This is a genomic window from Schleiferilactobacillus shenzhenensis LY-73 (assembly GCF_000469325.1).
GTDB classification, from domain to species: Bacteria; Bacillota; Bacilli; order Lactobacillales; family Lactobacillaceae; genus Schleiferilactobacillus; species Schleiferilactobacillus shenzhenensis.
Genome location: NZ_KI271605.1, coordinates 338 through 15,013 on the forward strand (window position 1 = coordinate 338; position 14,676 = coordinate 15,013).

Here is a 14,676-nt window from a genome sequence, read left to right on the forward strand (position 1 = left end):
GCCTTTTTGGTAACCATTCGTTGCTCCTCCGGAAGCTATTATGCGCGGTCCGGGCGGGGTGGGTCTACTTTTCTGCCTGGCGCGAGCTATTCCTGTACGGGTCGGAAATACCCTTGCGCCGCATACAGCAGGGCCGCGACGAACACGCCGGCGGCGGTGAACCAGGCGATGCCGTAGAAGCCGGTGAAAGTGGCGATGAGAAAGCCGCCGATACCGCCGCTGACAGCTTCACCGAGGTACATGGCGGCGTTGGCCAGGGAGGCGATCGTCCCCCGCGTTTCTCCCGCTTGATCCTGCAAGGTGGTCATGAACAGCGGGAAGATGGCACCACCGATGAGGTAGATGAACGCCAGAATCAAGGTCGCCACCCACGCGGCCGGGGCGATGGGCAGGATGATGTAGCCAATGATGAAGAGCAGGAATTCCAACGCGAACGCCCGAGGCAGCGTCAGCCAGTGGACCAGCCGGCTGCTCAGCAGACTGCCGGCGAACTGGCCCAGACCGATGACCAGCATCAAGCTGCCAATCAAGGACACCGACAGGCCATAACTCTTGGCAAACCAGGTGCCGATGAAGGCAAAGCCGCAGAAGTTGGCCATCTGGAAAAGGAAGTAGGCCAGCAAGAGCTTGACCACCGGCCGGTTCTGCCAGACTTGTCGGTAGACGGCGGTGGGGGCGTGGCCCTCGGCAGTGTTGAGGCTGGGCAGGTAGCGGGCACTGACCAGCGTCAAAACGAGGGCAATGGTGCCGACGAAGAAGAACGGGAAGCGCCAGGAGACGGCGGCCAGGAAGCTGCCCAGGGGAACGCCGATGATCTGGGCGACCGCCAGGCCGGCGGTGACGTAGCCCATCACTTTGACGACCTGATCCTTAGGAAACAGCAGCGGCACGGCAGCCCAGATCTGGGGGCCAGCGAAGGCCGCAGCGAGACCGGCCAGGAAGCGAGCCGCCAGCATCATGGGGAAGGTGTTGGCCAAGCCGCCCAGCGCCGTGGCCCCGGCGAAGATCGCCAGGCCAATGAGCAGGATGCGCCGCCGGTCGTGGCGGTCAGAAATGGGTCCCACCACGACGGCCGAGAGGGTATAGCCCAGGGCATAAGCACTAACGATGAAGCCGGACGCACTGGTGGCGATGCCGTAATAGTGCGTCAGCGTCGGCAATAAGGGCGACACTAGGAACGTATCCGTGCCGATGATGAACATGATGAGGAAGAAGAGCAATGAGAGTCGTTTGAGTCGCATAGGAAGAAAGGCCGCCTTAACTGTTTTATAGTTGGGAATGTTTCAAACAATTGAGTCAAAGAAAAACGTGCGCGGCAAGCGGCACGTTTTCGGTTAGAGGCTCGCCAGTAAGCCGGGCAAGACCGCGTTGATCCGGTCGACGTTGAGCTGGACAAATTTCTCCCGACCCTGGGTGCGGGTCGTGACCAGACCAATCTCGCGCAGGGTGCGCAGATGGTAAGACATGGTCGATTTGTCGATCTCCACGTGGCGGTTCAATTCGCTGCAGCCCATCTCGTGGCCGACGCGGTACAGCATCCTGACAATCTTGTACCGCCCGGGTTCGGACAGGGCGAAGAAGATACGGCGCTTGAATTCATCGGTCGCAGAAACTGGTGATTGTTTGATATCCATAAAACTGTTATACCATCTCATCGTGGGACATGCAATAGCGCTTGGCGCTGTTGGTCATTTTTGGCCAGCGGTTGGTGCCGGTTTCTCTTGGTGGTGGATTTTGGCGAGCAGACTGCTGGCGCAGGCGGCGAACAAGGAACCAATGAGGCTGAAGATTTCTGACATGGGAGCACCTCCAAAGAATGGCTGACAGACCAGGTCACAGATTCATTGTGGTGGAAGATGATAACGGTGTCAATCGTTATGCACCAGAATGAGTTCCCATCTGGCAATCACACCATTGCCCAGAACGATGTGTCCGCTGTGGCGCTGCCAGAAGACTGGCGTGGTGGCTATCGCTTTTCTGCCCGGGGGACGGGCCGGTATAATTGAGACGGTACAGTTTTCGCACGCGTGTGAAAGGATGATTACAGTGAAAGCCTTTGTGATTGGTGCCCATGGGCAAATTGGGCAGATCTTAGTGCAGAAGTTATTGGATCGAGGGGACACAGTGACCGGCGGCTATCGCCGCCCGGACCAGCAAGCCCCCGCTGCCGCGCCCGGTTTCCAGGCTGTGACGCTGGATTTGAGTGAATCGATCGACCAGTTGGCGGCGCTTTTGGCCGGCCAGGACGCCGTCGTCTTCGCTGCCGGCTCGCGTGGAAAAGATCTGCTGCGGGTGGACCTGGATGGGGCCATCAAAGCGGAACGGGCGACGGAACAAGCGGGCATCAAGCGTTTTGTCATGGTCAGTGCGCTGAATGCTGAACAGCCGACCACCTGGCCGGCGGCGTTGTACGACTACTACATCGCCAAATACTACGCGGACGAGTGGCTGAAGCGGAATACGGACTTGGACTACGTCATCATTCAGCCCGCCGCACTGACCAATGAGGCGGGGCAGGGAACCGTGACCTTGGATCCAGGGAGGCAGGGGTCGATTCCCCGGGCCGATGTGGCGGAGACGATTGCCGCCGTGCTGCACGGGTCCGCCCACCGGACGACGATCAAGCTGGCCAGCGGGCCAACACCGATTGGTGAGGCCATCAATTGAAGCGTTGATGGGTAAAGAACAACGGCGTGATTCTGTAAACACAGAGTCGCGCCGTTTTTGGAGTGAGGAGGCCGTTGTTCCACGTGAAACTAACGGCCGCTTTCTGACAAATCGATTCGGTACTGGTCGCGGTGCATCATCACCCAGATGAACCAGAAGAGGATGCCAAGACCCAGAAGGGCCATGACGGTCCAATAGAGGCCGAGCTGGGCGAGAGTACGCTGCCAGGGACCAGCATTCAGGCCCCAACTGTAGAGGGCCGCACACACCCCGAGGCCTGCTGGCGGCAGCGGCAGGACCCACAGCGGGCGGAGCCAGACGGCCGTCGCGCCGGTGAGCAGGGCGACGGCGAGGAGGACGATGTCCGTGGCGGGCCAGGTGAGCGGGACGGTCAACTGGGTATCGGCCCAGTGTTGGGCGAACCCGGCCAGCAAACCGACGATGACCGGGGAGAGGATGAAGAACAAGGCCGCGCGGTTCTGCTTCTTCTCATCCAAGGCGGTCATCCGCGGTATGGCAACGACCAGGAGCAGCGTAATGACGGCGATAACGGCTAAGGTGCCCAGACCGACGCGGGGTGCACGTTGGAGGAACGGCGGGAAAACATAGATAGCCAGCAAATAAACCATAATCGGCAGCCACAGCGTGAGCAGTTGGCCGATACCGGCCCGGGGAATCGTCTGCAGAATCGTGTTAGCTGCGCCCTGGGCGTCTTGCCCGAAATATTCCTTGGCGGAATGACCGTGGGCTGTGGCGTCTGCCAAATCATCCAGAATATCGCCGATGCTGTTCTCTAGAGCGACATAGTCCCGGCCGGTATGAGACCGCAAGTAACTCACCAGTTCTTCTGCGTAAAGATGGTCGATCCCGTGCAGCTGTGCCAAGCGGGCGTCGTTGTCTTGCTGTAATTTAGTCTTCATCGTGGTCGCCTCCGTGAGTGATCAGGGCCGTCATCGCGCCGGCGAGCTGCTGCCACTGGCCTTGAAAGGCAGTGACCGCGTCTTCGCCGAGCGGCGTCAAATGATAGTATTTACGGTCGGGGCCGGTGGCCGAAGGGTGGCGGACACCGACGATTTGGCCGTTCTTTTGCAGTTTCAATAGGAGCGGGTAGATCGTACCTTCGGGAATGTCCCCGAAACCCAAGTCGGCCAGCGTTTCATGGAGGCCGTAGCCGTAGGTTTCCCCTTGGGCCATAATCATTAGGATGGCGCCTTCGAGGATGCCTTTGAGCATTTGGGAAGGAATTCTGTCCATGTCGGCACCGCCTTTCTGCTACCTTGCAATGCAAAGTATAGAACGTCTTCGGTACCTTGTAAAGCACTGTAGCAAAAAAGCGTATCGCCGGTTCGGCGATACGCCATTTCTCGGTGGATTATTATTTATCGGAAGGCGTTTGGGTCTAAAAGTCAGTCCATTTCTGGTATTCGTCATCCGCGAGGGCAATTTGTAACGAAACGACCTTCCCTCGTGGTGTCAGCACCGGGCTGAATGAAAACTTGAGCCCCAATGTGCCAATTTGGTTTAGGACAGCTTGCATAATCGTGACATTGTCTTTGGCCCACGCATCGTCGTGGTGGATGGCGATGAGGATGAAGACATGGCCTGCGTCGTGGACAAAACGCAGTCGGCGCTTGCTAATGCCGGCGTGGACTAAAACGCTTTGAAGGCTCGTCTTGACTGGGTCTGGGGATTTTGGCATCGCGTTAACCGCCTTTCTTAATCGGCATCCAGCCGGTCATAGTGGATCCAGGCCGCCAGGTACGTCTGCAATCCGAGAATGACCAGGCCGCCCAGCAGCCAAATCAGAAGAACGGCCAGAAGCGCGGCCGGGAGCCGCCAGCGCATCACCACGAATGCCCCGATGACAATCAGACTGATTGTCGCAATCATGACGACGCGGTAACTCAGGACGGCGGCTCGGGTACTGACATGGGCTTCCCGTTCGTCGGCACTGCTGAACTCGCCCTGGTCAGCGTGATACCCTGCATCGTGTTTGCTCAGCCAGCGCCGGTAGCCGACGAAGAGCAGCTGCCAGCCGACAAGCAGGGCAAACCACACGCCCAGTTCAAACTGCCGGGACGCGGTGACCATGTGGGCCATACTGGCGCAGAGGAGAAGGATCGAGACGGTATTGCCCATCTGTTCCGTGATAATTTTTCGCATGATGGTCTGCCTGCCTTTCTTCATTCAGAAATGTGGTCGTAATAGAGCCAGCTGCCCAGGTCGGTGAGCTGAGCGATGATCAGAATCCCGGTGAGGATGATCGACGGGGTGCGGAGCAGCCAAAGCGGTTGCCCGGTGAGGTCGCTGAGGGTGAGGTCGATGGCCGCCATGCTGAAGAAGACGAGCCAGCTGAGGACCTTCAGCGTGACAGCGGCCGCCCGCCGGCTGATACCCAGTTCCCCTTCATCGGCGGCCGCCGTTTTCTGCCGCCAGCGACCAGGCTGGAATTCCGGGTAGCGGCGGGCTAATAGGGAAGCGGCGAGCCCGCAGAGGATGATCCAGCCAGATAAAATGAAGACGCGGATATTGGGAGAATAAGCATTGTACTGGAAGTAGCCCTGGACCAGCAGGTCGTCTGCATTGATGGCAAAAAGGACCAAGCCGACAGTAATGGCCACGGTGTTAAAAATGACGCGACGCATGATGGTTTCACCTCCAAAGTTGGAACAAAACCGTAATGTCCACCTTCAAGGCATCGGCCAGCAAAAAGGCGAGCATCAGTGACGGGGTATAGTGGCCCTTCTCGAGCGAAATGATGGTGCGGCGAGTGACACCAACCCGGGCGGCCAATTCTTCTTGCGTCAGGCCCAGCGCTTTGCGCCGGTCCGCGACGTGGTTGATGATGTGCATGAGGCATTCCTCCAAAAGTGAAGTTCACTTCACAACATCAGTATGACATGCACTAAATGTGAAGTCAACTTCACGGATTGACAGCGGCACGAAATTGATCATTATAGTGAGTGAGCACTCACTAACCATAAGAAGATGACATCATGGATAACACAATTCAAGTTTCTGACCTGACCCAAGGCTATGGCCGCACCACGGTCCTGCGGGACATCAACCTGACCTTGACGCCGGGTACGATCCTCGCCCTGATCGGTCCCAGCGGTGCCGGCAAGACCACGCTGGTGGCGACGATCATGGGCATGCTGAAGCCGCGTCAAGGCACGGTGACGGTTCTCAATACGGCGGTGCCGAACCGGCCGCTGCTCGCCCGCATCGGCTACATGGCCCAGACGGACGCTCTGTACGACAGCCTGACCGGCGCGGAGAACCTGCAGTTTTTCGGTACGATGCAAGGCTTGCGCCGGGCGGCGATGCCGGAACGGATTAAGTACGCGGCGGGCGTTGTCAACCTGCAGCCTGATCTGAAGAAGCCCGTTCAGGATTATTCCGGCGGGATGAAGCGCCGCCTGTCGCTGGCCATCGCGCTGCTCGCCGACCCGGCCGTGCTCATTCTCGACGAGCCCACCGTGGGCATCGACCCGGAGCTGCGCCAGCAGATCTGGCACGAGCTGCACGCGCTGGCGGCGAGCGGGAAGACGATTCTGCTCACCACCCACGTCATGGAGGACGCCGAGCAGGCGGACACCATCATGATGATCCGCAACGGCGAGGCCATCGCCCAGGGGACGCCGGCCCAGCTTACCGCCCAGTATCACGTTGCTACCGTCGAAGCGGCTTTCTTACAAGCGGGGAGGGATCAAGATGCGCATCGGCGCAATGATTAAACGAATCATGCTGGAATTGTCCCGGGACAAGCGCACGCTGGGGCTGCTGTTCATCGCGCCGCTGTTCATCCTCACGCTGATGTACTTCCTGTTCCAGTCGAACACGACCCAGCAGGCCACCCTCGCCGTCCGCGGGGTGGACAGCACGCTGGTCCAGGCCATCGATAATAAGCATATTCAGATAAGAAAGGTGACCGATACGACCGTTAGCGCCCGGAGGCTGATCCGCCAGCACGATTATGCCGGTGTCCTCACCCAATCTGGCAGCAAGCTGACCCTCACGCTGCAAAACAGCGACCAGACGCAAAGCGCGCTGATCAAGCAAAGCCTGCAGGCCGCCCAGATCCAGTTGAAGATGAAAGCAGCCGGGACGACGATCAAGACCCAGGCGGCGGCGCTGCAAAAGCTTGCCCGGGCCCTCGCCGCTGCCACCCGCCGAGTGCCGACCGCGTCGGCGGCCCCGGCCGGCAGCCATACCGCAGCTTACAGTCTCACCACCCACTACCTGTACGGCAGCGGCGACGCCACGTTCTTCCAGACGCTCCTGCCGATCATGATCGGCTTCGTCGTGTTCTTCTTCGTCTTCCTCATCTCGGGGATCGCGCTGCTGCGGGAACGGACCACGGGCACGCTGAATCGGCTGCTGGCCACACCGGTGCGCCGGGGCGAAATTATTGCCGGCTATCTCTGCGGTTACGGCCTGCTGGCGCTGGTCCAGACGATCCTGGTGGTGCTGTTTACCCTGTACGTGTTCAACATTCAGATCCTCGGTAATCTCGCCCTGGTGCTGCTGATCAACATCCTGCTGGCCATCATCGCGCTGACCCTGGGCCTGCTCATCTCCACCTTCACTTCGTCGGAATTCCAGATGGTGCAGTTCATCCCCATCGTGGTCATTCCCCAGATCTTCTTCTCCGGCCTCATTCCAGTGAACCAGATGGCCGGCTGGCTGCAGGCCATCGCCCACGTGATGCCGCTGTATTACGGGGCGGACGCGATGAGCGCGGTGATTGAGAAAGGGGCTGCGTTCTCCGCCATCGCCGGGGATGTGGGCATTCTGCTCCTGTTCTTCGCCGTCTTCCTCGGCCTGAACCTCCTCGCCATGCGCCGCTATCGCCAAGTATAATGGGAGAAAGGAGCTGACATTCTTGGCCATTCACAATATCAATACGCTCTTTGCGGACACCCTGAATACTGCCGACTTGTCGCAGAAGCAGCGGGCGGTGCTCGACGCCAGCCTGGCCCTTTTCTCCGAGAAAGGCTTCGCCGGGACCACCACCGGCGACATTGCCGCGCGCGCCGGGGTGTCCGAGGGGACGGTCTACAAACAGTTCAAGACCAAAGAGGCGATTCTCACGGCGATCCTGGCACCAGTGATCCAGCAGGTGATTCCTCGGGCAGCGGGTGAATTCTCAGAGAATATCGCCGCCCAGCGCTTTCCCCACTTCACCGACTTCCTGCGCTTCGCCGCGACTGACCGGCTGACCTTTGTCCAAGACAACGCCCCCCAGTTGCGGGTCCTGCTTCAAGAAGTGATGCAGAATCCCGCCTTATTGACTACCTTGCGACAGTCGATGGACCGGCTCCTAGCCGGGCCGATTGGCCAGACGTTGCGTCATTTCCAGGAGACGGGCGAAGTAGTCGACTGGCCGCTGCTGCGGATCATCCGGTTCATCGTCAGTGCCTTGGTGGGCTATGCCTTGCCTGCACTGCTGATGAACACCCCGCTGGCGGTGCCCGATGTAGTCGCAGAAGTTGTTCCTTTTTTAGTCCAAGGGTTGGCGCCGGCTTCACGGACTCGCGCGAAAGCCTGAGAGTTTTGCAAAAGCCGCATGCTGTGCGGCTTTTTGTGTGCTTTCGCGCACCCCAGAGAACTGATATATTTAATTGGCATAGACCAAGTTGTGAAAAAGAATGCAAATTTATCCTAACAAGATAAATAACAGTGAAATAGTTATTAGGACAAATTATTTAGGCCATTAAACCGCTTTTCTAAAGCAGTTTAATGGCATTTTCGCAGAACAATAAAGAACAATCTTTTTTCTTGACCTAAAGCGCTTACAGCGATACACTACAGATGCTTAAACGATTAAGTAGTGCACTGAACTTATTATTGGTTGGCTGGTCAGCTGGTGCTGGCTGAATATTCCTGCTTGACGCATGTCAAAAGAAGACGGTGGTTCATGGCCCACCGCGCAGGACTTCGATAAAGGGGATGGTGACATGGAGATCCGCGCAGGGAAGCACAAAAAGCACAAGGACAACTTGATCGGCTATTTGTTTATGGCGCCGGTGTTGTTGGGCTTCTTCGCATTCATCGCGTTTCCGGTGATTGCGTCCCTGCTCATCAGTTTCACTGACTGGAACTTTCTTGCCGGCTTCAGCGGCATCAAGTTCGTCGGCTTCGCGAATTACGCGAAGCTGCTTTCAGGGAACGATGCTTGGTTTACCCCGTCGTTCATCAATACGATCATCTTCACGGTGACGACGGTGCCGATCGGCCTGGCCCTGGGCTTGATCATTGCAGCCTTTATGGATAAGTACGTTTACTGGTCCAAATTGTTCCGGGTATTCGTCTTCATTCCATACATTGCCAGTGTTGTTGCTTCCGTCATTGTGTGGCAGGTCATGCTACAGCCGACTTACGGGCCGGTCAACTCGCTGCTGCACTCTATCGGGATGGCGAATCCGCCGAAATGGTTCGTCGATCCCAACTGGGCGCTGCCAACGATCATCATCTTCCAGATCTGGCAGACCCTGGGCTATAACGTGATTGTCTTTATGGCCGGTCTGAAAGGCATCTCCGCCGATTTGTACGAAGCCGCGGAGATCGACGGGGCCGGTGAGGTACGCAAGTTCTTCAGTATTACACTGCCGATGATCAGTCCGACGATGTTCTTCCTTTCTACCATGGGTATCATCGGCTCGTTCAAAGTCTTCGACTCGATCAGTGTGGCCACTGGCGGCGGTCCGGGCACAGCGACTTCGGTCGTGGCGTTCTACATCTACCGGGAAGCCTTCCAGATGTACCGGCTCGGTACGGCGAACGCCGCCGCCTGGATCATGTTCGCCGTCATCTTCGTGGTCACCATGATCCAGTTGCGCGGCCAGAATAGGTGGGTGACGTACGAATCATGAAAAACAAAAGGAAAACGGCCCGTGAGCCGATTCGCCTTGGCAAAGTCATTCGCACGTTGATTTTTGGCCTCTTCATGCTGGTCATGCTCTTCCCGCTGCTGTGGATGATCTCCACGTCCTTCAAACGGGAAATCGACGTGTTCAACTTCCCCATTCAGTGGATCCCGCCCGTCTTCAACTGGCACAACTACGTCGAAGTCTGGCAGGGTAACTACAACTTCCCGCTCTATTACTGGAACACCATCAAGGTGACGGTGGCCGTCGTGGTCATTCAGCTGGTCATTTCTTCGATGGCGGCGTACGCCTTAGCCAAGATGGACTTTAAGTTCAAAGGCTTCATTTTCTCCATGTTCCTGGCCACGATGATGATTCCGGACCAAGTGACCATCGTGCCCCGATTCATTCTGTTACAGACCATGGGCCTGCTGAACAGCCACGCCGGGTACATCCTCATGCTGGCGTTCAGTGTCTACGGGGTGTTCCTGCTCCGCCAAAGCGTCATTACCATCCCCGACTCGCTGATTGAAGCGGCCCGGATGGACGGCGCCACCCACTTGCAGATTTTCATTCAAATCATTATCCCGATGCTGAAGTCGTCACTGGCGACATTGGCGATCCTGCGGTTCGTTTGGACCTGGAACGACTACCAGAACCCGTTGATTTTCTTCCGGGACCAAAAGCTCTTCACGCTTCAGCTGGGGATGAGTCAATTCGCTTCCCAAGCCGGAACGTACTATGCCCTGCTCATGGCGGCGTCTGTGCTGGCCATTGTACCGCTGCTGATCATCTTCATCATCGGCCAGCGTTACATCATGGACGGCATGACCGCCGGTGCCGTGAAGGGGTAATCGGTTGGTTGTTAACCACGCACTCATTTTGAGGAGGAAATTAAAGTGAAACTGACCAAAGTCATGGCGATGATCGCCTCCACCGCCTTAATCGTTTTATTGGGGGCCTGCGGCAGCGGCAATAGCAGCAACACCGCCAGCAGCAGTAAGAAAAACGACAAGATTACGTTGACCTATTTGGACTATGACGGCACTCGCGACGCCAACAATAACTTGGTGTCCGAGAACATGGCAAAGGCGTACCACAAGCTGCACCCGAACATCACCGTCAAGGTCGACCTGCAAGCCGAGAACAACTCCGTTGATTTCTTGAAGAAACTCGACCTGCTGCAAATGTCCGGCACCACCGGGGACATCATCCATACCCCCAGTTACCGGGAGTATTCGGCCCGCGCCGCAAAGGGCTTCTTCGCCGACATTACGTCGAACTTCGATAAAGAGGGCGGCTACAAGAAGCTCTATGACTACGATGCCACCGTTTCTGGCAAGCAGTACGCCGTTCCGTTCCAACCTGGGATCTACATGACCTTCATTAATAAGACCATGCTGGACGCAGCGGGCGAGAAGCTGCCGACCACCGGCTGGACCTGGGACGACTACGCCAAGCTGGCGAAGAAGCTGACCAAGGGCTCCGGCTCGAACAAGGTGTATGGTTCCTACATGCACATCTGGCCCGAATTCCGGCGCGAAGGACTCTTCAACAGTGTGATGGATAACCCGTATATTAAGAAAGACGGGACGTCGAACCTGAAGAGCAGCCAATTCACCGACTGGCTGACCTTCATGAAGGGCCTGGAGACGTCCGGTTCGCAGCTGCCCTACAGTGACGCCAAGGCCACGAACATGAACTACCGGGACGTCTTCCTGCAAGGCAAGGCCGGCATGATCGTCATGGGGACCTGGTTCTTCGATGATATTCTGAATACGCAGAAGTTCCCTCACGACTTCCAGACCGTTCTGGCACCGTTCCCGGTCTTCGAGAACGGCAAGGCCGGCGTGACCCAAGGGGCCGTCAGCTACCTGTCCGTCGCCAAGAAGTCTAAGCACCCGAAGGAAGCCTATGACTTCATTCGCTACATGTCCGGCAAGGGCTCTGTAGCCCAGAACATCTTCCCGTCGACGAAGGGCGGCGACATTGCGTCCGTATTGAAGGCCAAGATCGGCAAGAACACTAAGCTGCTGGATGCCACTTCGGCCCTTTCTATCTGGGACAACAAGAACATGGTACCGAACATGGTGACGCGTGACGCTGACAAGTTCGTCGAGATCGACTCCATCTTCGACACCGAGACCCAGAAGTTCATGCTGGGTAACCAGAGCGCGAGTCAGACCATGACTAACGTGAATAACCAAGCCAAGTCGATTATCGGTAAGTAACTGACGGTGAGAAAGGGGGCGGCCCAGATGGGGTTCTTCGCCTATGACGGTATCTTCAACAAAATCATGGGACCTGTCTTCGACGTGATGGTGGGCAGCCTGTTCTGGCTCGTCTGCGCGATTCCCCTGGTCACCATTGGTAACGCGACGAATGCACTGATCGTCTTCATGCACGCGGACAAAAAGACGCCCCAGGTGTTCTTCCGGGCCTTCATCACCGACTTCTGGCGGCACATGCAGTTCTGGCTCAGCTACTTCGGGGTCAGCGTGCTGCTGGCGGTGAACATCTGGTTCTCCCAGCGCGCAATTACCGCGCCGCTGCTGGCGGTGGGACTGATCACGTTCTATTGGACGATTTGGATCCTGTTCAGTGCTGTGTTCATCCTGCTGCTGAGCAAACCAGCGCTGGCTGATTTGGGCTTCAAGAACGGCTTCCTGGCCGCCTTGTACCTGGCGGCGCGCCACCTGGGCAAGTCGCTGCTGGCCAGTCTCGTCGCGGCAGCGGCGGTGTTCATTCTGTATTTGGCCCCCATCGCGATTCTTGTGATTCCTGCAACGGTGGCCGTCTGCTGGCAGAAGCTGTTTCAACAAGTGACGCTGCCGGCGTAGTGAAGCACAGTGCACCACTGACAAGGGCCGCGTATCCGCATATTATTGGGGTATGCGGCCCTTGTTGGCTGATAATCCAGGGCCATGGAAGGATGGGGAGGATGATGCACCACGTAACGATCAAAGATATTGCGCGCCGAGCCGGCGTCTCGGTGGCCACCGTCTCGTATGCCTTGAATGGGCAGAGCGGCGTCAGCCCCCAGATGCGGGCGAAGATTATGGCGATTGCCCGGGAGATGCAGTATGTGCCGCATATGGCGGCGAAGATACTAGTAAATCAAACGACACCGATCGTATGCGGCTTGGTAGACTCCTTTGAAGGGGTGTTCAACAACGAGCTGCTGGAAGCTCTTCAGGACAATTTTCAGAGTGCCGGTTACCTTTTACTCGTCGTCAATCGCCTGGTGCCGGAGCTGATCGGTTCGGATCTATTTCGCGGGCTGGTGGTTCTCAACTTCGATATTGATGACCAGCAGCAAGAGACGATTGCCGCACTGAATGTGCCGACCATCTTTCTGGCGAACACCCCGCTGCCCAATACGCTGCGGGTCGTGATGGACAACGCTGGTGCCATCACCTTGGGGTACCAAGAGCTGATGAAAAGTGTCCACCAGCGATTGTGTATCTTCACCGGCCGGCGTATATCGGCCAACAACAACGAGCGCTGGCAAGCGGTGCAGCAGCTCTATGAACAGGATCATGGGCAGGAGGCGGCCGCCATCACGTTCAACGGGGCCTTCGAGTACGAGACCGCCTATCGTCTGAGCCTGCCGCTGTTTGACCGTTTCGATGCCTTCCTGTGCTTCAACGACAACATGGCGTTGGGTATCTATAAGAGTGCTTACGAACAAGGCCTGACGGTGGGCCGGGACGTGTCGATTATGGGATTCGATAACAGCATCCTCGGACAGAGCGCGCTGCCAGGGCTGACGACAGTCGGCTTCGACATGCAGCAATGGGCGAAGACGGTCGTGCGTCAGTTCGACACGCTCGTTGAGCACCCAGCCGAGGAGCAGACTGTCACACGGATTCCGCCGGCGTTATACGTTCGCCAGTCGATTCGCTACGCTGCCAGTCAAACCAATACAGCAGAGGACCAAGCCGTTGGTTGATGGGGAACGACGGCCGTCCCCAGCAAGAATGTGAGGACATGATCGTGAAGAAAGAAAATGGGCACTACATTGATGCGACCCCCGCCTGGGCCGTCTCGGCCTGGGACCAAGCACTGGCCAAATATCGGGTGATGGTCCCCCGGATCGGTACCAAGATTCCGTATATTCCGGAGAACGGCCGGTACACCGATAAAGGGGAAGATGAATATTGGTGGACCAACGGCTTTTACGCCGGCGTCCTCTGGGAGCTCTACGCGGCCACGCAGGACAAACTGTTCAGCAACGCCGCCCAGCAGCAAGCGGTCCGGCTTGATGAACCGCTCCATGGGTTCGTCGGCCTGCACCACGACGTCGGTTTCGAGTGGCTGCACGCCGGGGTGGCGGACTACCGCTTGACCGGCAGCGAAGCCGGGAAGACCCGGGGGTTGATTGCGGCCAATATTCTGGCCGGGCGGTACAATCCCACCGGCCGCTACCTGGTCTCTTGGAATGAGAACCGGCCCGGCTGGGTGATTATCGACAGTTTGATGAACATCAATATTCTGTACTGGGCCAGCGAGGAAACAGAGGATCCGCGTTTCAAGCAGATGGCAATGAACCATGCCGATACGGTTTTGGCGAATCATCTGCGTCCGGATGGTTCCGTGTACCACATTGTCGCGTTTGATCCGACGACGGGGGCGGTGGCGGATCATCCCCAGGGTCAAGGCTATGCGCCGGAATCTGCTTGGACCCGGGGCCAGGCGTGGGCCATTTACGGGTTCGCGCTGAGTTATCTGCACACGGGTGAGGATCGCTATTTGGAAGCGGCCAAGCGGGTTGCCCATTATTTCCTGGCGAACGCTGCAGAGAACGATTATGACGTAGTCGTGGACTTCCGGGCGCCCCAAGAGCCGGTCTACACCGACACGAGCGCGGCGGCCATCGCGGTCAACGGGCTCCTCCTGCTGGGCCGCCTGACGCCGACGGGGGAGCAGCCATTGTACCGGGACGGGGCGCTCCGCCTGCTCCAGCGGCTCACCGACCGGCACACCGACTTTGACCCCGCCACCGACGGCATCCTCCAAGGCGCGACAGCCATGTACCACAGTGCCCACGAGCGGGAAGTGAACATGATCTACGCTGACTTCTTTTATTTGGAAGCTTTGACGAAGTTGCGGAACGAGCCCTTCTTAATCTGGTAGACTA

The 14,676-nt window shown here is 57.7% G+C and carries 18 protein-coding genes; 10 read left to right on the forward strand and 8 right to left on the reverse strand.

Annotated elements, in window-relative coordinates; translation table 11 throughout:
* Window positions 1-86: 86 nt before the first annotated feature.
* Window positions 87-1,241: an MFS transporter gene (locus L248_RS12470; RefSeq protein ID WP_022530602.1), complete on the reverse strand. Its 1,155-nt coding sequence runs from the start codon at window positions 1,239-1,241 to the stop codon at window positions 87-89.
* 93 nt (window positions 1,242-1,334) lie between these two features.
* Complete coding sequence (locus L248_RS12475; protein ID WP_022530603.1) at window positions 1,335-1,634, reverse strand: ArsR/SmtB family transcription factor; 300 nt, start codon at window positions 1,632-1,634, stop codon at window positions 1,335-1,337.
* Between the two features lie 412 nt (window positions 1,635-2,046).
* On the opposite strand from L248_RS12475, the gene L248_RS12480 reads away from it, so the two are divergent.
* The gene (locus L248_RS12480) at window positions 2,047-2,667 is read left to right on the forward strand and encodes an SDR family oxidoreductase (protein WP_040536752.1); all 621 of its coding nucleotides are present in this window, start codon (window positions 2,047-2,049) and stop codon (window positions 2,665-2,667) included.
* Window positions 2,668-2,756: 89 nt separating this feature from the next.
* Here L248_RS12480 and L248_RS12485 read toward each other — a convergent pair whose 3' ends face one another.
* The 6 genes from L248_RS12485 to L248_RS12510 form a co-directional block, all read right to left on the reverse strand.
* Window positions 2,757-3,587, reverse strand: a complete 831-nt coding sequence (locus tag L248_RS12485; RefSeq protein ID WP_022530606.1) for a hypothetical protein — start codon at window positions 3,585-3,587, stop codon at window positions 2,757-2,759.
* Window positions 3,577-3,921 (reverse strand): PadR family transcriptional regulator, encoded by a 345-nt coding sequence (locus L248_RS12490; RefSeq protein WP_040536754.1) that lies wholly within the window; start codon window positions 3,919-3,921, stop codon window positions 3,577-3,579. The genes L248_RS12485 and L248_RS12490 overlap by 11 nt, the downstream gene beginning before the upstream one ends.
* A gap of 145 nt (window positions 3,922-4,066) precedes the next feature.
* Window positions 4,067-4,366, reverse strand: a complete 300-nt coding sequence (locus L248_RS12495; protein WP_022530608.1) for a hypothetical protein — start codon at window positions 4,364-4,366, stop codon at window positions 4,067-4,069.
* A gap of 17 nt (window positions 4,367-4,383) precedes the next feature.
* A complete protein-coding gene (locus L248_RS12500; protein ID WP_040536756.1) occupies window positions 4,384-4,830 on the reverse strand; it encodes a DUF2178 domain-containing protein in 447 nt (148 codons plus the stop codon).
* Window positions 4,831-4,850: 20 nt separating this feature from the next.
* Window positions 4,851-5,312 (reverse strand): hypothetical protein, encoded by a 462-nt coding sequence (locus L248_RS12505; RefSeq protein ID WP_022530610.1) that lies wholly within the window; start codon window positions 5,310-5,312, stop codon window positions 4,851-4,853.
* A gap of 7 nt (window positions 5,313-5,319) precedes the next feature.
* Window positions 5,320-5,520 carry a helix-turn-helix transcriptional regulator gene (locus L248_RS12510; protein WP_022530611.1) on the reverse strand — a complete coding sequence of 67 codons (201 nt, stop codon included), beginning with the start codon at window positions 5,518-5,520 and terminating at the stop codon, window positions 5,320-5,322.
* A 143-nt stretch (window positions 5,521-5,663) separates the two neighbouring features.
* Here L248_RS12510 and L248_RS12515 point away from each other — a divergent pair, with 143 nt between their 5' ends.
* The 9 genes from L248_RS12515 to L248_RS12555 all read left to right on the forward strand — a co-directional run bounded on the left by L248_RS12515 (window position 5,664) and on the right by L248_RS12555 (window position 14,672).
* Window positions 5,664-6,404, forward strand: a complete 741-nt coding sequence (locus L248_RS12515; RefSeq protein ID WP_022530612.1) for an ABC transporter ATP-binding protein — start codon at window positions 5,664-5,666, stop codon at window positions 6,402-6,404.
* Window positions 6,382-7,530 (forward strand): ABC transporter permease, encoded by a 1,149-nt coding sequence (locus tag L248_RS12520; RefSeq protein WP_022530613.1) that lies wholly within the window; start codon window positions 6,382-6,384, stop codon window positions 7,528-7,530. Before L248_RS12515 ends, L248_RS12520 begins: the two co-directional genes overlap by 23 nt.
* Before the next feature lie 22 nt (window positions 7,531-7,552).
* Window positions 7,553-8,218 carry a TetR/AcrR family transcriptional regulator gene (locus L248_RS12525; RefSeq protein WP_022530614.1) on the forward strand — a complete coding sequence of 222 codons (666 nt, stop codon included), beginning with the start codon at window positions 7,553-7,555 and terminating at the stop codon, window positions 8,216-8,218.
* A 409-nt stretch (window positions 8,219-8,627) separates the two neighbouring features.
* A complete protein-coding gene (locus tag L248_RS12530; RefSeq protein ID WP_040536758.1) occupies window positions 8,628-9,542 on the forward strand; it encodes a carbohydrate ABC transporter permease in 915 nt (304 codons plus the stop codon).
* On the forward strand, window positions 9,539-10,390 hold the full coding sequence (locus tag L248_RS12535; protein WP_040536760.1) for a carbohydrate ABC transporter permease: 852 nt from the start codon (window positions 9,539-9,541) through the stop codon (window positions 10,388-10,390). Before L248_RS12530 ends, L248_RS12535 begins: the two co-directional genes overlap by 4 nt.
* A 45-nt stretch (window positions 10,391-10,435) precedes the next feature.
* The gene (locus tag L248_RS12540) at window positions 10,436-11,767 is read left to right on the forward strand and encodes an ABC transporter substrate-binding protein (protein WP_022530617.1); all 1,332 of its coding nucleotides are present in this window, start codon (window positions 10,436-10,438) and stop codon (window positions 11,765-11,767) included.
* Between the two features lie 27 nt (window positions 11,768-11,794).
* On the forward strand, window positions 11,795-12,376 hold the full coding sequence (locus L248_RS12545; RefSeq protein ID WP_040536762.1) for a YesL family protein: 582 nt from the start codon (window positions 11,795-11,797) through the stop codon (window positions 12,374-12,376).
* A 101-nt stretch (window positions 12,377-12,477) separates the two neighbouring features.
* Entirely contained in the window at window positions 12,478-13,488 is a 1,011-nt protein-coding gene (locus tag L248_RS12550; protein ID WP_022530619.1) for a LacI family DNA-binding transcriptional regulator, read from the forward strand.
* 44 nt (window positions 13,489-13,532) lie between these two features.
* Complete coding sequence (locus tag L248_RS12555; RefSeq protein ID WP_245585310.1) at window positions 13,533-14,672, forward strand: glycoside hydrolase family 88 protein; 1,140 nt, start codon at window positions 13,533-13,535, stop codon at window positions 14,670-14,672.
* Window positions 14,673-14,676: the final 4 nt, after the last annotated feature.